The organism is Spirosoma lituiforme (assembly GCF_054776635.1).
Genome location: NZ_BAAHBO010000006.1, coordinates 304,915 through 325,243 on the forward strand (window position 1 = coordinate 304,915; position 20,329 = coordinate 325,243).

At 52.4% G+C, this 20,329-nt stretch carries 18 protein-coding genes; 9 read left to right on the plus strand and 9 right to left on the minus strand.

The window, feature by feature from the left end:
• Positions 1 to 92 precede the first annotated feature (92 nt).
• The 3 genes from ACYU87_RS20460 to ACYU87_RS20470 form a co-directional block, all read right to left on the minus strand.
• Positions 93 to 3,275 carry an efflux RND transporter permease subunit gene (locus ACYU87_RS20460; RefSeq protein ID WP_461135958.1) on the minus strand — a complete coding sequence of 1,061 codons (3,183 nt, stop codon included), beginning with the start codon at positions 3,273 to 3,275 and terminating at the stop codon, positions 93 to 95.
• Positions 3,276 to 3,351: 76 nt separating this feature from the next.
• Positions 3,352 to 4,308: an efflux RND transporter periplasmic adaptor subunit gene (locus ACYU87_RS20465; protein ID WP_461135959.1), complete on the minus strand. Its 957-nt coding sequence runs from the start codon at positions 4,306 to 4,308 to the stop codon at positions 3,352 to 3,354.
• A gap of 2 nt (positions 4,309 to 4,310) precedes the next feature.
• Positions 4,311 to 5,528, minus strand: coding sequence for a TolC family protein (locus ACYU87_RS20470; RefSeq protein ID WP_461135960.1), 1,218 nt, complete (start codon positions 5,526 to 5,528; stop codon positions 4,311 to 4,313).
• Between the two features lie 326 nt (positions 5,529 to 5,854).
• Between ACYU87_RS20470 and ACYU87_RS20475 the strand changes: the two genes are divergently transcribed.
• Positions 5,855 to 6,793 (plus strand): nucleoside hydrolase, encoded by a 939-nt coding sequence (locus tag ACYU87_RS20475; RefSeq protein WP_461135961.1) that lies wholly within the window; start codon positions 5,855 to 5,857, stop codon positions 6,791 to 6,793.
• 97 nt (positions 6,794 to 6,890) lie between these two features.
• On the opposite strand, the gene ACYU87_RS20480 is transcribed toward ACYU87_RS20475, so the two are convergent.
• A complete protein-coding gene (locus ACYU87_RS20480; RefSeq protein WP_461135962.1) occupies positions 6,891 to 7,475 on the minus strand; it encodes a hypothetical protein in 585 nt (194 codons plus the stop codon).
• 193 nt (positions 7,476 to 7,668) lie between these two features.
• Between ACYU87_RS20480 and ACYU87_RS20485 the strand changes: the two genes are divergently transcribed.
• The 7 genes from ACYU87_RS20485 to ACYU87_RS20515 all read left to right on the plus strand — a co-directional run bounded on the left by ACYU87_RS20485 (position 7,669) and on the right by ACYU87_RS20515 (position 13,904).
• The gene (locus ACYU87_RS20485) at positions 7,669 to 8,964 is read left to right on the plus strand and encodes a glucuronyl esterase domain-containing protein (protein WP_461135963.1); all 1,296 of its coding nucleotides are present in this window, start codon (positions 7,669 to 7,671) and stop codon (positions 8,962 to 8,964) included.
• A 20-nt stretch (positions 8,965 to 8,984) separates the two neighbouring features.
• A complete protein-coding gene (locus tag ACYU87_RS20490) occupies positions 8,985 to 9,545 on the plus strand; it encodes an NUDIX hydrolase (RefSeq protein ID WP_461135964.1) in 561 nt (186 codons plus the stop codon).
• Positions 9,546 to 9,641: 96 nt separating this feature from the next.
• Complete coding sequence (locus tag ACYU87_RS20495; protein ID WP_461135965.1) at positions 9,642 to 10,817, plus strand: pyridoxal phosphate-dependent aminotransferase; 1,176 nt, start codon at positions 9,642 to 9,644, stop codon at positions 10,815 to 10,817.
• 73 nt (positions 10,818 to 10,890) lie between these two features.
• Positions 10,891 to 11,748, plus strand: coding sequence for a prephenate dehydrogenase (locus tag ACYU87_RS20500; RefSeq protein ID WP_461135966.1), 858 nt, complete (start codon positions 10,891 to 10,893; stop codon positions 11,746 to 11,748).
• Positions 11,749 to 11,858: 110 nt separating this feature from the next.
• Complete coding sequence (locus ACYU87_RS20505) at positions 11,859 to 12,725, plus strand: aldo/keto reductase (RefSeq protein WP_461135967.1); 867 nt, start codon at positions 11,859 to 11,861, stop codon at positions 12,723 to 12,725.
• Positions 12,726 to 12,901: 176 nt separating this feature from the next.
• On the plus strand, positions 12,902 to 13,261 hold the full coding sequence (locus ACYU87_RS20510) for a hypothetical protein (protein WP_461135968.1): 360 nt from the start codon (positions 12,902 to 12,904) through the stop codon (positions 13,259 to 13,261).
• Between the two features lie 112 nt (positions 13,262 to 13,373).
• Positions 13,374 to 13,904 carry a ferritin gene (locus ACYU87_RS20515; RefSeq protein ID WP_461135969.1) on the plus strand — a complete coding sequence of 177 codons (531 nt, stop codon included), beginning with the start codon at positions 13,374 to 13,376 and terminating at the stop codon, positions 13,902 to 13,904.
• Between the two features lie 108 nt (positions 13,905 to 14,012).
• On the opposite strand, the gene ACYU87_RS20520 is transcribed toward ACYU87_RS20515, so the two are convergent.
• The 4 genes from ACYU87_RS20520 to ACYU87_RS20535 are packed head-to-tail and all read right to left on the minus strand — an operon-like array spanning position 14,013 to position 17,457.
• On the minus strand, positions 14,013 to 14,663 hold the full coding sequence (locus ACYU87_RS20520; protein ID WP_461135970.1) for an HmuY family protein: 651 nt from the start codon (positions 14,661 to 14,663) through the stop codon (positions 14,013 to 14,015).
• 24 nt (positions 14,664 to 14,687) lie between these two features.
• Complete coding sequence (locus ACYU87_RS20525; protein WP_461135971.1) at positions 14,688 to 14,918, minus strand: hypothetical protein; 231 nt, start codon at positions 14,916 to 14,918, stop codon at positions 14,688 to 14,690.
• Between the two features lie 13 nt (positions 14,919 to 14,931).
• A complete protein-coding gene (locus ACYU87_RS20530) occupies positions 14,932 to 15,312 on the minus strand; it encodes a hypothetical protein (RefSeq protein ID WP_461135972.1) in 381 nt (126 codons plus the stop codon).
• 51 nt (positions 15,313 to 15,363) lie between these two features.
• Positions 15,364 to 17,457 carry a TonB-dependent receptor plug domain-containing protein gene (locus ACYU87_RS20535; protein ID WP_461135973.1) on the minus strand — a complete coding sequence of 698 codons (2,094 nt, stop codon included), beginning with the start codon at positions 17,455 to 17,457 and terminating at the stop codon, positions 15,364 to 15,366.
• Between the two features lie 175 nt (positions 17,458 to 17,632).
• Between ACYU87_RS20535 and ACYU87_RS20540 the strand changes: the two genes are divergently transcribed.
• Complete coding sequence (locus ACYU87_RS20540; protein ID WP_461135974.1) at positions 17,633 to 18,562, plus strand: DUF6607 family protein; 930 nt, start codon at positions 17,633 to 17,635, stop codon at positions 18,560 to 18,562.
• Positions 18,563 to 18,765: 203 nt separating this feature from the next.
• On the opposite strand, the gene ACYU87_RS20545 is transcribed toward ACYU87_RS20540, so the two are convergent.
• Positions 18,766 to 20,283, minus strand: coding sequence for a glycosyl hydrolase (locus ACYU87_RS20545; RefSeq protein WP_461135975.1), 1,518 nt, complete (start codon positions 20,281 to 20,283; stop codon positions 18,766 to 18,768).
• Positions 20,284 to 20,329: the final 46 nt, after the last annotated feature.

Consider the following 20,329-nt stretch of genomic DNA (forward strand, 5'->3'; position numbering starts at 1 on the left):
GTCTTCACGGTACGCTTTTGCGCCAGCCATAACTTCGCCATAGTTAAGCGTCCCGTGAAGACACAGGCCGAGGATATAAGCAGCAAAGGACCCTATATTTCCGTCCCTTCCTCAATAGGCTCCGGGGTGGGATGTCCGGACGAGTCAATTACTGTTGGGCGGGGCCGTCTGCGGTTAACGAGGTAGAACAGGGGGGGAATAATGAGTGGCGCGAAAAACAGCGTTGTCGTCAGACCACCGATGATAACCGTCGCCAAGGGTCGCTGTACATCAGAACCAATACCGCTCGAAATGGCAGCCGGCACCAGACCAATAATGGCCACAACCATAATCGCCATAATGGCCCGAAATTGCTCCTGCGCCGTTTCAATGGTGATTTCCTTTAGGGACTTTGGGTTATTGACCAGATTTCGGTTCAGGGCCGATACGAGCAACACACCCGCCATAACCGAAATACCGAAGATCGACACAAAACCCACCCCCGCCGACACGTTAAAATTATAACCCCGAAGCAGCAAGGCACCAATACCGCCAGCCAGCGCAAACAGCAGACACGTAAGGGTCAATAGGGTATCACGGACGTTTCCGTACAGCATGAACAGGAACAGAAAAACCACGACAATCGTCAGCGGTATGGAGACAGCTAACTGACCACCAGCCCGTTCGAGGTTTTCGTACTGGCCACCGTAAATGACGCTGTACCCTTCCGGAATCCTGACGTGCTGATGAACCTTCTCGCTGATTTCCTTCACAAACCCACCCTGATCACGACCACGAATGTTGGTCCGAACCGTCACCATTCGCTTGCCGTTAATCCGGTAAATGTTTGTTTGGCCCTGCACGTACCGGATATCGGCCAGTTCACTCATGGGAACGAGCGCCCCCGTTGCGGAGGGTACCTGCAGCAACCGGATGGCCTCAATACTGCCCCGGCTTTCGGGCGTAAACCGCACCACAATGTCGTAGCGCTTGGCTTCATCGTAAATGGAGCCAATGGCTTTCCCACCAATGGCAGCTTCGATCATGTTCTCAATTTCAGCCACGTTGATGCCGTACCGCGCGGCCGCTGGCCGGTTGATGTTGATGGCCAACTGATCCTGCGGCCCCTCCTGCTCGATGTTTACCGATACGGCACCGTTCATGCCCTTTACCAGAGCCGCAATGCTGTCGGCTTTAGCGCGCATGAGCGTCAGGTCGTTGCCCACGACCGAAATAGCCAGGTCGGCCGCACTACCCGTCACGATTTCCATTACCTGATCGATAATCGGCTGACCCGAAGAAAAGAACGCTCCCGGAAAAGCTTCCTGTAACTCAGCCTGCATAGACCGCACAATCTCCTTCTTCGAGATCGTATCCGACCAGGTGCTGTATTCTTTAAGCCCAATCAGGATTTCGGTACGGTCGGTTGGGAATGGATCCGTGCCGTCGTCGTTACGACCCGACTGGGTAATGACAAAACTGACCGGTTTGTAGGTACTGATAATGTCCCGAATCTTGGGGGCAATCTTCGCATTCTCCTGAATGGTAATACCCGACGGCATAAAGGCTCGCATAAAAATAGATCCTTCGTCGAGTTCGGGCAGGAATTCGGTACCGAGTTTCAATCCCAAGCCAATCATGACCAGCACAACTGTCATGCCAACCCCAACGACCAGGCCCGGTGCCCGAAACAGCGTTGATGTCAATAACCATTGGTACCCCCGCTCCAGGGGCGACAGCAAAAAGTTTTTATGTTCTTTCAGGGGTTTTCCGCCGGGTGTGAGCACCTTACGGAAGGCAAACGAAATGAGTACCGGAATAACCGTCAGCGCACAAATTAGGGAACCGATTACGGCAAACGACAGGGTCAGCGCCATGGGGCTAAATAACTTCCCTTCAACGCGTTGCATCAGCAAAATCGGCATATACGCCAGAATGATGATGGTTACTGAGAAGAAAATTTCCCGGGCTACTTCCCCTGCCGATCGGGCCGTGACGTTCACAATACCCTGATTACGGTCGGCGGGTCCCGCTGATCGGTAGCGCCTGATGAGGTGTTCAGCCATCACGCTGGCTCCGTCGACAATGATCCCGAAGTCGATGGCACCCAGCGACAGGAGGTTGGCCGGAATACCAACTAGTTTCATCAGGATAAACGCGAATAGCAGCGAAAACGGAATCGTAACCGTAACAACCAGGGCCGCCCGCAGGCTACCCAGAAACAGCACCAGCAGGATCGCCACAATGGAAATTCCTTCAATGAGGGTATGAGCAACGGTTTCTAACGAGTGATCGATTAAAAAACCACGGTCGTAGAGCACCCGTAAGTGAACCCCTTTAGGCAGTTCGCGTGCTTCGAGATCGGCAATCTTCTCTTTCAGCAATTCCAGCACTTCGCTTGGGTTTTCTCCCCGCCGGAGCAGAACGATTCCTTCGGTGGCCCCAATCACATCCAGCTTTTCATCAGGAATCCGGTAGCCCAGAATCCCCGAAGGCGACGGTGGATTTATCTCGACACTGGCCACATCACGGACCAGAATGGGTACGCCTTCGTTTGCTTTAAGCACAATGTTCTGCACATCGTCGGGAGATTTTAGCGCCCCCAGCCCACGTACGGCGAAGCCCTGTCCCCCTCGGGAAATAACGTTCCCGCCCGTGTTCTGGTTATTCTTCTGGACAGCCTCAATAACATCCTGTAACGTCAGGCCGAACTTACGCAGCTTAGCCGGATCAGGAATAACCTGGTACTGTTTGATCGGCCCGCCAAACGTAGTTATGTCGGCCAGTCCGGGCACCTGAAGCAACTGCGGAATGATGACCCAATCCTGCAAATCGCGCAGTTGCATGGGTGTCATGCTCGCTGGTGCTTCAATCACGTACCGGTAAATTTCGCCAACGGCGGTAGTCAATGGAGCCAGCTCCGGCGAAACGCCATCGGGCAACTGGGCACTGCTGAGCCGCTCAATGATCTGCTGCCGGGCAAAGTAATCAGTAACCGTTTCATCAAAGTTCAGCTGTACCACCGACAAGCCAAAAATAGTCCGCGACCGGCGATCCGTTACGTGCGGTACATTGTTCAGCACGCGCTCAATCGGAATGGTTACCTGCTGCTCAACCTCTTCGGCCGCCCGGCCATCGTATTTGCTGATGACAATGACATTGGTATCCGCAATATCGGGGTAGGCTTCAATCTTGAGTAGTTTGAAACACCATAACCCCAGCCCCATAACAGCCACCGCAACACCAACAACAATCCAGCGGTTTTTGAGGGAAAATAAGATCAGTTTCTGAATCATCTATATGGTCTGGCCCAGGCTCCCACCTGGCCTTATTAAGAGCTGACAGGGGCCAAGCGGGAGCTTAGCCCAAACATCAATACCCAAAACTTAAGCCTTTCAATTGCAGCACGTTGGCCGTAACCACCTGGTCATTTTCGTTCAGCCCGTTCTGCACAACCACCCGGTCGGCCCGCTGCTGTCCCAGTTCAACAGGCCGCCGTTCAACGGCTCTGGGGCCCGTCTGGATAAAGACATAATCGCGGCCCTGTACCGTTACAATAGCCTCGCGCGAGACGGTCATCAGATTGCCTTCCGAAACACCGAATTCTGCCGTTGCAAACATGCCCGCCTTGAGTCGGCCGTCGGGGTTTGGCACTGAAATACGCAGCTTGATCTGGCGGGTCGTGTTGTCGACATAGTCGTTGACGTTATCAATGACACCCGTGAACCGCTCGTTGGGGAAAGCCGTGAACTTGAGCGTACAGACCAGCCCCTTCCGGATGCTGCCAAACTGATTTTCCGGTATCTCGCACACCACCAGAATCGTATTCGGTCGTGCTTTCCGAAGCGCTTCGGGGTCGAAACCCGCCAGCTTCAGGGTGGCTTCGTCCGAAATGATGGCCGCTTCTTCATTGGCCAGCTGCGTTTGCGCTTCAATCACTTCTTTACCCGATGCGGCCCCATGCGCCTGTAAGTCTTTGACCCGTTCCAGATTACCGCGTTCCGTCTGAATATTGATCCGGTGCTGCAAAATAGCCGTGTAGTTACTGGACAAACTTGGTTCATCGAACAGAACCAGCCGTTCGGACGGGTTTTCCGTCGACCGTACAACCATAGCCGCCACATGCCCCGGTGCCGAAAAGTCGGTACGGATGGCCCCCGACCGGGCTGGCTGGGTTGTAAAGGGACTCATCATCAGCGAATCCGGAAACGAGATACGCACGCCATCGGCAGTGATGGTTGGGTGCGGTATGGCGGTAACAACCGGCTTTGGTTTGTCTTTGCAGGCAACGGTTAGTAGGGCCAGCAGGACGATCGGACGAAGTTTCATGATCAGTAAGCGTTAATCTGACCCGTTACGTACAGCAACCGGACATAGTTTTGACGGTGGGCATAAAGAGACTGGTAATAAGCCGTTTGCGTATCGAACCAGGACGTTTGGGCCTGCAACAGGTCAATGAGCGTTGTGGCTCCCCGCAGATACGCGTACCGAACCGAGGCCAGCACCCTGTCGGCATCGCGCCGGATACCAACATATCGTTCAATATTCTGACGACTCGTCGCAAAGGATTGGTAAGCCGTTTGCACTTCAGCCTGTATCTGTCGCTGAACGAGGGCAGCCGCCTGATCCGCCTGATCCTGCAGCACGCGGGACTTTTGAATTTCGCCCTGGTTACGGCTGTAAACGGGTAGTTCGAGGGTCAGAAAAACCCCCGCATAGGGAACCGCATTCTGGGGGTTCCAGATGAAGCCGGCTTCGTTGCGCGGTTTGGCCAGCACTTGCTGCAAAGCTACATTGCGTCGGGCCGACTCAAGATTTGCCTCTGCAACGCGCACATCGGTACGGGTTGTAGCCGCCAGTTGCCACAGACTGTCGGCGCTAGCATTAACGGTCGGGTATAAACTCAGCGGATTCCTAAAGGCTGGATTGATAATCGAGTCGTTGAGTGCCACCGTAATGCTATCGGCCGAGCCGATCACCAGACGCAGCTCATTCAGCCGATTCCGAAGATCCTGCTGAGCAGTACGGGTCTGAATGTCGTATTGATCTGAAATCAACTGCGTCCGGGTAAGGTCAGTGCTGCTGATTACCAAATCCTTAAGACGAACTCGATTCAACTGTACCAGTGTATCGACGTTTGCTTTAGCCCGTTGCAGCAAGGCCAGTTGGATGCGGGCATACCAGGCATCCAGGTAGCGATTGGCCGCATCGAACAAAAGTCCACGCTCCGTTTCGGCCACACTCCGAATGGCCAGATTAGTATTGGCTTCGGCAAATCGATTCCGGTACGCCCGCTTGTTGTGAATGTCAAACTCCTTGGTTGCCTGCAGCCAGAACTGCCGTCGCTGGCGGTTGAGTACCCCTACCCCCTCCCCCGATGGGGTCACAATGCCGGGCGTCTGCTGGAGTTGAAACAGTGTCTGGTTATTCAATATGGGGTTTGGCCGCAGGTTAGCCGTGATCTGGTCCGCCTGGGCGGCATTGATAGTCAGTCGTTCAACACGAAGGGCCGGACTGTTCTCACGCACTTGCTGAAGTGTTTGTCGCAAGGTCAGCGTAGTCTGTGCAGAGGCCGTCAGTAGGGAACAAATACACAGCAGATATAGGATTGTTTTTTGGAAAATCATCTGATATAGAGGGCCTCAATGCGCCTATGCCTCCATCCTTTAAAAGCGTAAAATTGCGCCCAAATGATCCAAAACTGTAATTAAAAAATAGTTAAATATACTTAAGTAAAGTTAAATAGGTGATCACGGCCAGATCTATACGTGTACATTTAAAATTCATTCACGTAGCCGGATGACTGTATATTGGCATCTGAACGTTCTGCTGATAGTAGCCGCTGATGCAGACGGATAACTTTACAGACTACACGATGAGCAAATTACCCATAATCATTGACTGCGACCCCGGACACGATGATGCGGTCATGCTGATGCTCGCCTTTGGCAGCGACCGGTTTGATATTAGGGCCATTACGACCTCGGCGGGCAATCAGACGCAGGCCAAGACGCTAAAAAACGCGGTGAAAATCATCACGTTGATCGGCGCTGCTATTCCGGTGTACAAAGGCAGCGATAAACCTCTTTTCCGGGAGCTTATCATTGCCGATAACGTACATGGAGAAATGGGCATGGACGGCCCGATTTTACCGGAACCTGTCGTAAAAACAGAACCCCTATCGGCTATTGAAGCCATGGCGGCTATTCTGACCGAGAGTACCGACAAGGTAACCCTGGTACCAACGGGACCACTGACTAACATAGCTACGTTTCTGCTGGCGTATCCGCATCTGAAACCAAAGATCGAACGGATTTCGATCATGGGTGGTGGCGCTTTACGTGGCAACATCACACCCACCGCGGAGTTCAATATATATGTTGATCCCGAAGCGGCTGCCATTGTATTCAGGTCGGGCGTGCCCATCACCATGTGCGGTCTCGATGTTACGCACAAGGCGCTGGTATTTCAGGAAGACATTGAATTGTTCCGCGCTATCGGGAATAAATCGGGCAAGGTTGTGGCTGAACTGATGGATTTCTTTTCCATCTATTACCGGCGTGAACGGCCCGAACTGACTGGTGGTGCCGCCCTCCATGACCCCTGTGCCATTGCCTGGCTTATCGATCCCACGATGTTCACCTCGAAGCCGTGTTACGTGGATGTTGAAGTGAACGGCACGCTGACGGCAGGCACAACCGTTGTCGATTTTTTCGACGTGCTCAAGAAAGCACCGAACGCCGAATTTGTCTACGACATCGACCGCGAGAAGTACATTAAGCTGATTTACGACGCGGTAAAGCGGTTGCCCTAGAACCAGCATTTCCTTCCCATGCTTCGTGTCCTCACAAACCGCACATCCGGCAGGTAAAGCGGTCCATGAAGACACGAAGCATGGGAAGGGTCAAAAATCAAAACCACGGCCTTCTTACTTTAAACGAGCGCTTAAGGCCACTGATGAGCAGAAACGCGCCCACAATACCAAAAATGATGGCCAGTATAGTAACGTGCAGTATCGCAAACAGAACGGCAACCAGAATGACCAGTACCGATGCTTTCAGCTTCCAGCTGATGCGCTGCCACCAGTTCAGTTCGGGGCGCAGCTTCATACCAAGGCTTTGCCGAATTTGATTCCCTAAGCGTAGTTTTTTCTTCGGTTTGGGCCCAGGTTGCTGATCCGTTGCTTCAGTCGTTGAGCTCGTTAACAGCGTGTTTATCCGGTGCATCCGGTGTTCGATGGCTCTGCTCTCTGTTTGCGTCGGTTGATTGCTTCGGCTGGCCGTGATGGGCGCGCTCGATTGTGGCTCAGCGGCCAGCGGCCTGGCTTCCTGTTTTCTGAAGTCGGAAACCGATGCATCTGCCTGCGCTACGGGTTGCTCAGTCGAGATTCTGGCTGCCGCCGGATGGGAGGTCGGTTGAACGTAAGCAACAGGACGATGGCAGGATGAGACGAAAAGGCAGGATGCAGCAGCAAAAAGGGCAAAAATGTTCTTCATCAGGTTTCAATTTGTACGAACCAAATTCGTAAAAGCAAACGTAATCTCTACAACGAATCTGGCAGGGCGGTTAATATGACCGTCGTAAAAAAAGCCACCCCTCCAGACACATTTACTCCCTTACAACGTAGCTAGAGAGTATGAAAAACAGGGGTTCCGACTTTTCTGTCAGACTCTTTCCTCTACCCTGTATATGGCTCGATTCCTGCTTTTCTTAGCCCTTGCCCTGCTGTCGACCCGGTTCACCAATGGACAGGTAACCGAACCAGTTTACAATTATGACGAAGCCAAAGTAGGTTCCTACACCCTGCCCAATGCACTGATTAATTTGAAAGGCAAAGTAGTAAAAACCCGAGCTGAATGGGCTAACCGACGGGTCGAACTTCAGCAACTCTTCGCCGAAAATGTGTACGGTAAAACGCCCAAACAGGCTATCAAACTTCGATTCCAGACAACCGCCGTCGATTCATCAGCGCTGAATGGATTAGCCATCCGCAAGCAGGTATCCATCACTTTTGTCGACTATCCCCACCTGTCGCCCATCAACGTATTGCTGTACTTGCCCAAAGGCAGAAAGGCCGTTCCCGTTTTTCTGGGATTAAACTTTTGTGGAAACCATTGCGTCACCTCAGAAGCCGACATTCCGCTCTCGACCCGCTGGATGGTGAATGGCCATGATGGTACGTCGGTCAATAACAAAGCTACTGAGCAAGCCCGGGGTATGCAGGCACGTCGCTGGCCCATAACAACGATTCTGAAACGAGGCTACGCGTTGGCTACAGCCTACTATGGCGACCTCGAACCAGATCATCCAGCGGGCTGGCGTGTGGGTATTCGGTCGGTACTGGGCGAATCCACGCCGGGCGAATCCACGCCGGGCGACACAACAAAGGCCGATAACTGGGGCGCCATTGGTGCTTGGGCGTGGGGCATGAGCCGTATACTCGATTACCTGCAAACCGATCCGGCCATTGATGCAAAACGGGTTATTTCCATCGGCCATTCGCGCATCGGCAAAGCGGCCATATGGGCTGGCGTGCAGGATAGCCGGTTTGCCGCCGTTATTACCAATGAATCCGGTGAAGGCGGAGCCGCCCTATCCCGGCGCTGGTATGGTGAAACCGTGGAACGCATTAATACCAGCTTTCCTCATTGGTTTTGTGCACGGTATAAAACCTACAACGAGCGGGTAGCCGCCCTGCCGGTCGATCAGCACGAACTGCTGGCTCTGGTTGCCCCCCGCCCGCTCTACGTGGCCAGCGCCGATGATGACCAATGGTCGGACCCCAAAGGCGAGTTTCTGGGCGCGGCTCATACGGAGCCCGTTTACGCATTGTATGGCAAAGTGGGCCTGAGTACAATGACCTTTCCCGGCGTAAATCAGCCCATTGGCCAAACCGTCCGTTACCACAATCGGACCGGAAAACACGATGTTACGGAGTATGACTGGGAACAATACCTGCGCTTTGCGGATGAATTAGTCCGATAGGTCTGCCTACCTTTGCGGCTATGACTCCCGACAATGACCCCCGGCCCTGGCAGGTCGAACAATCTGAATACATCCATACCTTACCGTGGTTTACGGTTCGGAAAGAAGCGATTCGTATGGAAAACGGCGGTACCATTCCGAATTACTTTATTTTCGAATACCCGGACTGGGTTAACGTGGTGGCCGTTACGACCGACAACCAACTGGTTTTGATCCGGCAATACCGACATGGCCTGGCCGGTGTTCATTACGAATTGTGTGCGGGCGTTATTGATCCTGGTGAAGACCCGATGGTAGCAGCCCAGCGCGAACTGCTGGAAGAAACCGGTTTTGGCGGGGGCCACTGGGAACACCTGATGACTCTTTCGGCTAATCCGGGCACGCATTCCAACCTGACGCATGCCTATCTGGCAACAGGCGTTGAGCTGAAGCAGGCCCAACACCTCGAATCGACGGAAGAAATCACCGTCCATCTGGTATCGCTGGAACGGGCGCTGGCGATCATCAATACTGGAGAAATGATGCAGTCACTGCATCTGGCTCCCCTCTTGAAATATTGCCTGACCGCGCGGGCTTCTTAACGTGTAGCATGATACTGACGAGTATCTTTGTGGTTCGCGACACGCCACAGCCGGCTTAATGGCCAATTCGTAAAATCATAAGAAGTATAGTTCAGCATGATTATCCCTCTTGCCCACCGCGCCGACCAAACGCAGGAATATTATTTTTCAGTAAAGCTGGCCGAAGTCCGTCGTCTTCAGGCGGCTGGTCACGACATTATTAACCTGGGGATCGGCAATCCGGACCTGATGCCATCGCCCAACACGATCGATGCGCTTACCAGGTCTGCGCAGCAACCAACGGCGCATGGGTATCAGCCTTACAAAGGTACGCCCGCATTCAGGCAGGCCATTGCCGCCTTTTACGGTCATACGTACGGCGTTCCGCTCGACGCTGACACGGAGATTCTACCCCTTATTGGCTCCAAAGAAGGCATTACCCACATCTCGCTTACGTTTCTGAATGAGGGCGATGGTGTGCTGGTACCTGAACTCGGCTATCCGGCCTATCGGGCGGTGAGCACGATGGTGGGTGCCTCTGTGCAGGAGTACCCCCTTATGGAATACAACGGCTGGCAACCCGACTGGACGGTTCTGGAGGAGTTGGTGACCAGTGCCGATCCAGCCCACCCGATCAGGATTATGTGGATGAATTACCCGCACATGCCAACCGGCGCACCCGCTACCCGTGCTCTGTTTGAGCGGGCAGTTCGCTTTGCGCATGATCACAGGATTCTGCTATGCCACGATAACCCGTACAGCCTGATTCTCAACAAAAAACCACCCATTAGTCTATTATCAGTGGATGGTGCCAAAGAAGTGGCCATCGAACTCAACTCGCTTAGCAAGTCGCACAACATGGCGGGCTGGCGCATTGGCTGGATGGCAGGAGACAGGCCCTACGTGGATTCGGTACTGTCCATAAAAAGTAACGTCGATTCAGGCCAGTTTAAACCACTGATGGACGCTGCTACCGAAGCCCTCGCTAACTCCGACGACTGGCACCGGGAACGAAACGCCGTTTATCAGGGTCGGCTGGACGCCATACACGCCCTGCTCGATACCTTGGGCTGCTCCTATTCCACCGATCAGGAGGGCCTGTTTATCTGGGCCAAATTACCCGACTCTATACCATCCGCCGAAGCGCTGGTCAACGATTTGTTATTGACTAAACACATATTCATTGCCCCCGGCTTCATTTTCGGGCCAAAAGGCAACCGCTATGTGCGCGTGTCGTTGTGTCTGCCCAAGGAGCGCATTGACGAAGCAACGGCACGGCTGAAGCGCCATTAGCACAGGAATGTCGCAGTGACATAACCCGCCCCAAAAATCATAAAAATCCCGCCGGGTTGCCGGTGCAATTCAGATGGTTGTCAGCATTGTAGGAATAGGCTTACTAGGGGGATCATTTGCCTTAGCTATACGCGAGAAATACCCCAGAATGCGCTTTATCGGCGTCGATACATCGGTTGTGAATGGGCAGTTAGCTTTGGCAAAAGGCATCGTTGATGAGGTTCTGCCACTCGAAGAAGCCGTTGCCCAAAGTACGCTGGTAGTCCTGGCAACACCCGTCAACATCATTATCGACCTGCTGCCCACCGTCCTCGATCATCTGCCGCCGGGTGCTACCGTAGTTGACCTCGGCTCGACCAAGGGCCTCATTTGCGATGTGGCCGATGTTCACCCCAAACGAGCGCAGTTTGTAGCGGTTCACCCGATGGCGGGTACCGAAAACTCCGGACCGGGAGCGGCTTTTAAAGAGTTGTTGCTGGGCAAGAACCTCATCATCTGCGACCGGGAGAAAAGCCGTACCGATAGCCTGACGCTGACGGAAAGCCTGTTCCGGGATGCGGGCATGCGGCTGTTTTACATGAATCCGCAGGAACACGACCTGCACCTGGCGTATGTATCGCACCTGAGCCACATTAGCGCCTTCGCTCTTGGCCTGACCGTACTAGAGAAAGAAAAAGATGAGCAGGCCATTTTTGACATGGCCAGTACGGGGTTCAGTTCAACGGTTCGTCTGGCGAAAAGCTCACCCGCCATGTGGGCGCCTATTTTCGATCAGAATCGGGCGAACGTTTCGGATGCGCTATCGGCCTATATCGAATTTCTGCAACAGTTCAAGCAGGTCATTGATGATCAGGATGTACATACTTCGCTCGATTTCATGCAGCGCGCTAATGTTATCCGACGCGTCCTGGACGGCATTGAGAAGCGGTAAAATCAGAAACTTCAGAGTCAAGTTACACAAAAAGGTTTTCTGTTGGTTTATACAGGGAATACCCTATATGGATATACTAGGGTATAACCGACAAACTAGTAGGAAAACCCATGCAAGCAACAGACCAACAACCAGCTACACAGGCTGGTACAATTACAATTGGCGGTGATTTAACGGTCAACCGGATGGCTTATGGAGCCATGCGTATTACAGGCGAAGGTATCTGGGGACCACCCAACGATCATGATGAGTGTATCCGCGTATTAAAGCGCTCACTTGAGTTAGGCATCAACTTTATCGACACGGCCGACAGCTACGGCCCGCACGTTTCCGAAGAACTCATTGCCGAAGCGCTCCACCCATACCCGGATGGTCTGGTGATCGGTACAAAAGGCGGTTTACTCCGCACTGGCCCCAACCAATGGCCGGTCGATGGTAGCCGCAAACACCTCGAAGAAGCACTGAATGGTAGCCTGAAACGCCTGAAACTGGACCGCATCGACCTGTATCAGCTTCACCGGTTCGATCCGAAGGTTCCTTCGGAGGAGTTCCTTGGCTTTTTAAAGGAAGCCCAGCAACAGGGTAAGATCCGGCACATCGGTTTATCGGAGGTAGGTGTGGAACAGATCGAAGAAGCCAAACAATACTTCGATGTGGTGTCGGTACAGAACATGTACAACTTTGGCGAGCAGCGCTGGAATGATGTGCTGAAGTATTGCGAGCAGAACAACATCGCTTTCATTCCGTGGTATCCGCTTAATGCGGGAAACGTTGCCGCCGAAAACGCGATCAAAAAAGTGGCGGAGCGCCACCGGGCAACAGACTATCAAATTGCGCTGGCGTGGTTGTTAGCGGCATCGCCCGTTATGCTGCCCATTGCCGGAACATCGTCGGTGAAGCACCTGGAAGAAAACGTAAAGGCAGCTACGATCAAGCTCACCGACGAAGACTTGCAGGATATGCCATTGCCTAAGTAGGGCTTCTGTTTTTTGTCATTGCAACCGGTCGACCGGTTGCAATGACAAAAAATATTGTGTGCACGAAGGCTAAATTACCTCACCCAATAGACCCTTTAGCCGACGTAAAAAAATATTGTTTAGAAACGCTCTAAACTAGTAAATGTACTGTATCTTTGTTCATTCATTTACGAAAAATGGTGGCCACGGAAACAGCAGCGACGTATCAGGAAGTATTTCGAACCGATAGAGGAGTTGTCTATCAGTGCGACACGAGCAACCGATTAATCCTGGAATTCTGGGATACGCACACGCCTTTGTCGGCACGTGATTTTGCCCAATTTCGGCGTATGGTCGAAACTGTTGACATCAAACAGATGGCCTTGAGCACCGCTGCGGCTCATGATGTTGAAATCCTGACCCCTCCCCGCTCCGAACGGTGCTACGTATTAACACTCTGTGAGGTGGTGCACTTGCGTGAGTTACTAAACGGTGCCAAGCTTATGCTGGATTTGAACGCTATGCTTCGCGAATGTGGCTGCACCACAACGAACTAACCATAAATAGACTTTCTCTAAATTTCTTTAATAAAAAGCGGTTGTACAACAACACCCGCTTTTTTTGTGTTGTTTTGTCACATAAACGTCTCACCGATAAGTAAGCATCAATATGAAAGATCTAGCAAGATTACGCAGTTCCGTTAAAGAAAGCGTTGAACTGGCCCTGAACCAGCAAATACAAATGGAAATGGTATCGTCGTCGAAGTACCTGGCGATGGCGGGCTGGTGCGATCGCAATGGTTTCGACCATAGCGCGGGCTTCTTCTACAACCAGTCGGAAGAAGAGCGTAAGCATGCGATGAAAATGTTCCATTACCTCTGCGACCAGGGTGCTACGGCCTACTCGCCCGAAGTACACGCTGTAGGACAAGAGTTCGATTCATTACGTTCGGTATTTGAAGGAGCTCTCGATCAGGAAATTGCCGTTACCGATTCGATCAATCGCATTGTCGGGATTTGCCGCCGGGAAAGCGACTACGCTACCGAAGAGCTTATGAAATGGTATGTGAAAGAGCAAATGGAAGAAGAATACATTGCTCGTCGCTGCCTCGAATTGATCGATCAGATTCCAGCCGACCAAGTGTACTACCTGGACAAGAAACTTGCCAGCGTTACGTACGACGGCAATCCGTTCGAATAAATTATGGATTACAATAACACAAAAAAGGCACTCATAACGGGTGCCTTTTTTGTGTTTATCAGATAGAGCTCACTACCTGTAATCTGTCCGTTCTGCAAAAGTCCTGAATTACTTGAATGTCTGGCTTCCGTCCGGCTGATATAGATACCGGAAGGTGTAGTAACGGGCCACACTATTGGCATCCGGGGCAGTCGGTGCACTCTGGTAGTAACTCAGAATCTCCATTTTTGCGTATTTTCCGTCGCCGGTTCGAATGACAAATACTTTGCCGGGAATGGGTGAAACGATATTGGTAGCCTGGTTATAATTGTACCAGCCTTTGCCGGAGCCCGTGGTGATCGCCAACGCCGTAGCGCTCTGGTCCTGGCTGAAGGTTGTTGATGCCGGTACGGCGGTCAACTCATCGAACGTACCGGTATACACGTAAGCGCCCCCCTGCCCTGAACGAATTGCTCCACCGTTAACAATAATGGTTGTTCCCCGAAAACCGACGTCCCATTTGTTTGTCGCGGAGTCCGTGTTTGCAACCTGTTTGTTATCTTTTAAATTGTAGAGCGTGAATCTGCCGGTTGCCGCAACGGGCTGCTGGCCCGTGGCCGATGTTGTACTGGTTGTACTAGTTGGGTCAGCCGCTATATCTTTTACCGTGACAGCCGCCAGCGGTTGCACGACAACAACAGGGTTGTCTTCCTTGCTGCAGGAGAAAAAGGCAGTGCTCAAACAGATAGCCAGCACTGTTTTGTAGATACAATTAGTCATTGACATTGGTTGGTTAATTGGTAATTAGTTTAGTACCTCGCACTGCAATCCGGCAGCGGTTAGTAATCGAATGACATCCGTTTCGGTAAGCGATTCGGTTTCGACGCGCAGAATGCATTGGGTTGTCTTGCCATTCTCATCATCGAGATCAATGCGCCATCGACAAATTCCCTTCAGCAGGCACAACCGACAGGCAGCCCGATGAATGCGCTCGTCGGTGTTGATGTTGGTTCGAAACATGAGAACATGGGTCATGGCACAAACCGGCTTAGTTCTGGGCGTTGCGCAATACCTCGAACCAGTGCAGGCGCGCCACCGCCCGACTCAGCATTTTCCGTAATTCGATCAGCTCGTGTATTCGGAAGCTGAACCGCAGAAAACGCGATGGCGTACTGAGGTGAATTCGTTCTTCGTAAGGATGAGCTTCGAAATAGGCGGAAGTATCGATACTCCGGACATTCCATTCCAACGCTAGAAAATCATCGTAGCAGAGCCACTGCGTAATGTTATTAAACTCTAACGCGATGTTATACAGGTTTTGCGTGGGTGCAGCCGTCGGGCTCGTATCGTTGACGGTGATGCCATCATGCAATGTGATGCGCCCGTTGGCGGAATCGGATAAAAGAAGACACTGGCAGTTCTTACACATGAGCTTTTCTATTTTAGATTGCTTAGTAGATACTTGGTTGACAAAAACCGATCATGATTTCCACGCCCACCGCAGCGACGTGTACCACAGTCGACCCGCCAGGTTTGGAATGTAGGCCGGATCGGTATAACCCGTCAGGTTATCAATACCTGCCTGTAGCGTCAGGGCTTTCCAGGTCTTGGCGGCCGACACATTGTAGAGCATATACCCACGAACATACTCGCCGTCCGAGTCCAGAATCAGGTTTCCGTCCCGATCGGCGAAGCCGTACCGCCCGCGATAGACGCCCCGCAGCGAAGCCGAGAGCCCACGCTTAGGCGATTCGTAAAAGAGTTTCAGGTTAGCCATGTGCCGGGAGCGATTGAACAGGCCGCCATACTCGGCCGGCTTTATCCGCTCACTGACCAGGGTTTCCGGATTGCGTCGGTACACGGTTCCGGCGTTGATGCCATCCACAACGGCTTTGTCTTTGGCAATCAGGTACTGGTACCCGCCACTCAGCGTCAGATAGCCGGTTCCGACGGCCCACCGCCAGCTACTTTCCAGCTCAGCCCCCTGCGTAAACACCCGGCTTAAATTATTGTAGCTGAATACATTCTGACCGTTTGTTTTGCGGGCAATCACCTGCGTTTCGATCAAGTCCCGGATGTCGTTGCGAAACAGATTCAGGCTTACGGTCAACGGGAATGCGGGGGACTTGAGCTGGGCGCCAATGTTATAGGCCACAGATCGTTCGGCCTGAATGGTAGCCAGTTGAGCAGGATCGAGAACGACCTCCGCCAGTTGCCCCTGCTGCCTTAATCGGGCGAGACCGGCCACAGCCTCCTGCGTACCGAATACACTATAGCCCGCCACCGCGTTGTCGAAGTTCAAGTACAATTGCCGAAAATCTGGCGCTTTAAACCCAACGCCTACGCTCCCCCGCAAAGCAACCAACGGACTGAGGGCATAACGGGCTGATAGCTTAGGACTAAACTGGCTGGCATATTGGCTATGGGCGTCGTAACGTCCGCCAGCAATCACCGTCCAGCGAAGCGATGGCATCCATTCATACTGCGCAAATCCGTATGTCGTGTTAAATTGTTTGTGTTCTGTGTAGCGCGTTGCTTCGACTCCTTCGGCAATGTAGCCTGCTCCGGCAGTCAGAATGTTTCCAGGATTAATAATCCGTTCTACCACGACTTCCGGACGGTTAAATGTCTGCCGAAAAAAACTGGCATCGTACTCGTCGCGAGTGGCCGTGTAACGGAGGTCAGTATGGGTATAATAGCCTGTATGATAGTAGCGATACGTAATTTTCCAGTTGGCTGAAAGCTGGTGTGTCAAAACGGGATTTAGACTGTAATCCCGCACCGTTCCGGGGCCGGATACCTGAATATCGGGGCTAACAGTGAAGTTATTCAATTGGTTTTCCGTGAAAAAACGGCCCGATACGGCTAATGTCAGGTTGGTCGCTACCGTAGCCGTCAGCCGTCCGCTGGCCGTGTAGTTTGTAAACGGGGCAACGGTTTGGGCCTGAGTCGAGCCGTTTGCCAGCGAGTACCCGGCCGATTGATACCGATCCACAAAGGCATAGATGCCCACTTTACCCGACCGCCCAAGGGTCCATTGCCTATTGACATCGGCCGACAGATCACTGGTTTGATTGGCTCCGTACCGCGCCGACAAGCTGCCTTTTGCCTGATTTGGCTCACCGCTAGGGTTTTGCGTAATGATGTTAACGACACCTGCCAAAGCCTCGGAACCGTACAAGCTGGACGATGGTCCCTTAACGACTTCAATCTGTTTGATGTTGCCAACCGCTAATCGAGTCAGATCGAGTGTACCGGCAGTACGTCCCACAATGGGTTCGCCATCCACCAGAATTAACGTATAGTCGGGGCCAAATCCCTGCACCTGAATACCCTGCCCGTGATCCGTTACAACCGCCAGGCCGGTCTGCTCGCGCAATACGTCATTGAGTCGCAGGCTGCCCATCTGCTGGATTTGCTTACCACTAATCACCGTAACCGGCAGCGGTAGTGCCCCCATCGGCCGTTCATTCCGCGTAGCCGTCACCACGACCTCATCAATGGGCCGTGCTTTCAGCGTATCGGTTTGAGCTGGCTGTATAAACGACAGGGTTAGCAATAAAAACGGGGACATGGCGTCATTTAGGTAAATCCGACTCTGCACATCGACGTACCGTCTGGCAGTTGCTTTATGCCACAAACGTAGACCCTATTTAGAATTTGTCCAAACAAAAGTAAAAATAATTTGTAAAGAGTCTAAATAAATATAATTTTGACCCGTCAATGTGTCTATATAAACTAGCCGTTCTATGCATCAATTCTTATTCCTGTCGGCCTTTCTGCTGGCCATCGGTCCTCTTCACGCGCAAACAACCCCAAAGCCCGAAGACATTGCAGCTATAAAAGGGCAATGCGGCTGTCATGACGTCAGCTTTTTGTACGCCGAGACCTTTTCGCCCGACAAAAACTATACGTTCAAAGACCGCTACACAGCCAAAGGCACCGAGCTGGTCTTTGTTGATGAAGAGTCGGGGCCAGCCAATAAATCGACCAAACTCGTTATTCAGCATCTGCTGGTCGTGAACGACACAATGGTGATCAAGCACTGGCGTGAAGACTGGGAGTTCCAGAACACAAGTCTGCTTAAGTTTGACCAGAATGCGTCGTGGAAACGCGTGAAGCTGACCCCGGCGCAGACAAAGGGTCAATGGACGCAGAAAGTATTTGAGGTCGATGACAGCCCCCGCTACGAAGGGTCGGCCACCTGGATTCATGCCGATGGTCGTACGTACTGGGAAAGCACAGTTGACGCCCCCCTACCCCGGCGCGAATACACCAAACGAACGGATTACAATGTGATGCGCCGGACCAACCACCACGAAATTCGGCCGGATGGCTACATACACGAGCAGGACAACGACAAGGTTATTCGCTCGGAAGCCGGTGATCAGTTGCTGGCTTCTGAAAAAGGTCTGAATACCTACCGGCGCACGGACGACGCCAAATGCAAAGCTGCGAAAGACTTCTGGGCTACCCATCGGGCGTACTGGGCCGACGTCCGGGCGGTGTGGGGCGATGTGTTGGCCAAGCGTGATGCGGTGGCCATAAAGGGGCAGGTGAAAGGCCAGACCCTGGGGCATGAACTTGATGAACTAGCGGTTACAACGCAAAAAACAGCCTACAACTCCGCAGCGAGCCGCCAGCTCATTCAGCAGACAATCGAGAAATATTTAAAATAAGAACGCTTAGAGGCTGTCTAAACTTATTGATGAGTATACCGCAATAAGTGTTGTTGTCATCTCTCCTGCCCGCATCGGCGGACCGGTCGGGAGAGATGACAACAACACTACAGAAACAAAATGCTCAACAACAATGAAGGCGTGTGCCGTGGTAATTAGCCATGCTCACGCCTTTACAACTTCTGTTTGGGCACAATCTCCCGTTAATCCCGTGACATCAATCGCCAGTTTGGCAGTTTATCACGCGTAATGACGTCCTTATCCGTGAATACCGCTTTTAGTACCTCAACAGGTTGCTTTTTGATATAATCCGCGCCTGTCCAGACCGAGAACCAGGACCAGTGCGTGCCAAATCCCCGAATCTTGTCTGGGTTTGGCAAATTTCCGGTCTCCGACAAGGTCACCAGCTTTTTCCCGTTCAAGTGTGTCTGTGAACTACCCCAGTTTCCGCTCATGTTCACGTTGGCTTGGGCGTAAATATCCATACCTACCACGTCAACGTACTGATCGCCGGGATACCAGTCTGCATTGAACGTGTCGGTGGCGGTGTATACCCAAATCAGGTTGTGTAATTGGTGGTCATTCGTCAGCCGGTCGTACAGAATATGCCACAGTTCTTTCAATGGACCAGGTCCTTTGGCTCCCCACCAGAACCAGCCACCGGGGGCTTCATGTAAAGGACGCCAGAGAACGGGGACATCGGCCATCTGAAATTTTTTCAGTTGCAGGGCAATCGCGTCAATGTCGCGCAGGATGAGTTTGTAGCGTTCGCCTTGCTTGTCCGCCAGCGCAGCAGCTATGTCGAACGTAGTAGCATCGGTATAAAAACCGCGCCACCAGCGTTTATCGGGTGCCTGATCGATCAAGTCGGTGGGCGCATTCCAGTGCCACGCCAGACTGATCACTCCCCGCCCTTCACCTTTTTTAGCCCAGTTGATCATGTCTTCGCTGGTTCGGTGGGGTAATGTGCCAAACTGCACACGACTCGGCGAATAGTCCATCAGGTCGAAAGAACCGATGGCGGGCTCCTTGCCGGTTTTTTCCAGTACATACTCTACATCATCCTGCTGTCCTGAGATGATCTTACTGCCATATTGGTCGACCATGTAGGCGAACAATCCTTTCGTAGAGGGTGTAGCCTGGGCGTCAACGAGTACGTTCGGCGGCTTAACCGGTTGTGATACCGATGTTGGGGTAAGCTGAATATAGTCAATATCGAAATGCCCCCAACCCTGGTAAATAGCGATGGTATTCAGGCCATTTTGTAGTAAAAACTTACCAACCTTAGCGGAGCTGAACCCTGTGCTGGTCTGTTTCAACGTGCCGTTTCCTGGTTCGCCATTTACCTGAAAATCAACGCCTTTATCCCCGTGGGGCGATGCATAGCCAAACGCCACTTCGTACAGACCTGCCGATACATTCACCGTAATGCTGATTTTATCCGTCGAACTGTTTATGCCGGTTACGTAACCCGTTCCCGAAAAATTGGGAGTAGCCGTAGTTATCTCCACTCCCGTCAGATCGCCCTGTTCGGCCTCAGCCCGCCCATTTATCATCGGCACGACAGTTGGCGGTTTAGTAGCTACCGGCGTCGGCAGGCCGTAAGCGACCTGCCCGCCAACGGGCGTAACATCCTGACTGGCTTCGACCGTAGATCCGGTCAGCAACGTAGCCAGCCAAGTGCCCACAAAAAAAGGGATTGCTCCCTTTAGATAAGTCATTGCTAAATTGTATTAGGGAAAAAGGTTTACGTAACGTGAATCACAC

Excerpts from the sequence above, each read along its gene's own strand:
- ACYU87_RS20515 (WP_461135969.1), top strand. The coding sequence starts at position 13,374 with ATGAAAGATCTAGCAAGATTACGCAGTTCCGTTAAAGAAAGCGTTGAA.
- ACYU87_RS20510 (WP_461135968.1), top strand. The coding sequence starts at position 12,902 with ATGGTGGCCACGGAAACAGCAGCGACGTATCAGGAAGTATTTCGAACC.
- ACYU87_RS20500 (WP_461135966.1), top strand. The coding sequence starts at position 10,891 with ATGGTTGTCAGCATTGTAGGAATAGGCTTACTAGGGGGATCATTTGCC.
- ACYU87_RS20530 (WP_461135972.1), bottom strand. The coding sequence starts at position 15,312 with ATGTGTAAGAACTGCCAGTGTCTTCTTTTATCCGATTCCGCCAACGGG.
- ACYU87_RS20465 (WP_461135959.1), bottom strand. The coding sequence starts at position 4,308 with ATGAAACTTCGTCCGATCGTCCTGCTGGCCCTACTAACCGTTGCCTGC.
- ACYU87_RS20520 (WP_461135970.1), bottom strand. The coding sequence starts at position 14,663 with ATGACTAATTGTATCTACAAAACAGTGCTGGCTATCTGTTTGAGCACT.
- ACYU87_RS20480 (WP_461135962.1), bottom strand. The coding sequence starts at position 7,475 with ATGAAGAACATTTTTGCCCTTTTTGCTGCTGCATCCTGCCTTTTCGTC.
- ACYU87_RS20535 (WP_461135973.1), bottom strand. The coding sequence starts at position 17,457 with ATGTCCCCGTTTTTATTGCTAACCCTGTCGTTTATACAGCCAGCTCAA.
- ACYU87_RS20495 (WP_461135965.1), top strand. The coding sequence starts at position 9,642 with ATGATTATCCCTCTTGCCCACCGCGCCGACCAAACGCAGGAATATTAT.
- ACYU87_RS20460 (WP_461135958.1), bottom strand. The coding sequence starts at position 3,275 with ATGATTCAGAAACTGATCTTATTTTCCCTCAAAAACCGCTGGATTGTT.
- ACYU87_RS20545 (WP_461135975.1), bottom strand. The coding sequence starts at position 20,283 with ATGACTTATCTAAAGGGAGCAATCCCTTTTTTTGTGGGCACTTGGCTG.
- ACYU87_RS20485 (WP_461135963.1), top strand. The coding sequence starts at position 7,669 with ATGGCTCGATTCCTGCTTTTCTTAGCCCTTGCCCTGCTGTCGACCCGG.
- ACYU87_RS20505 (WP_461135967.1), top strand. The coding sequence starts at position 11,859 with ATGCAAGCAACAGACCAACAACCAGCTACACAGGCTGGTACAATTACA.
- ACYU87_RS20475 (WP_461135961.1), top strand. The coding sequence starts at position 5,855 with ATGAGCAAATTACCCATAATCATTGACTGCGACCCCGGACACGATGAT.
- ACYU87_RS20540 (WP_461135974.1), top strand. The coding sequence starts at position 17,633 with ATGCATCAATTCTTATTCCTGTCGGCCTTTCTGCTGGCCATCGGTCCT.
- ACYU87_RS20490 (WP_461135964.1), top strand. The coding sequence starts at position 8,985 with ATGACTCCCGACAATGACCCCCGGCCCTGGCAGGTCGAACAATCTGAA.
- ACYU87_RS20525 (WP_461135971.1), bottom strand. The coding sequence starts at position 14,918 with ATGACCCATGTTCTCATGTTTCGAACCAACATCAACACCGACGAGCGC.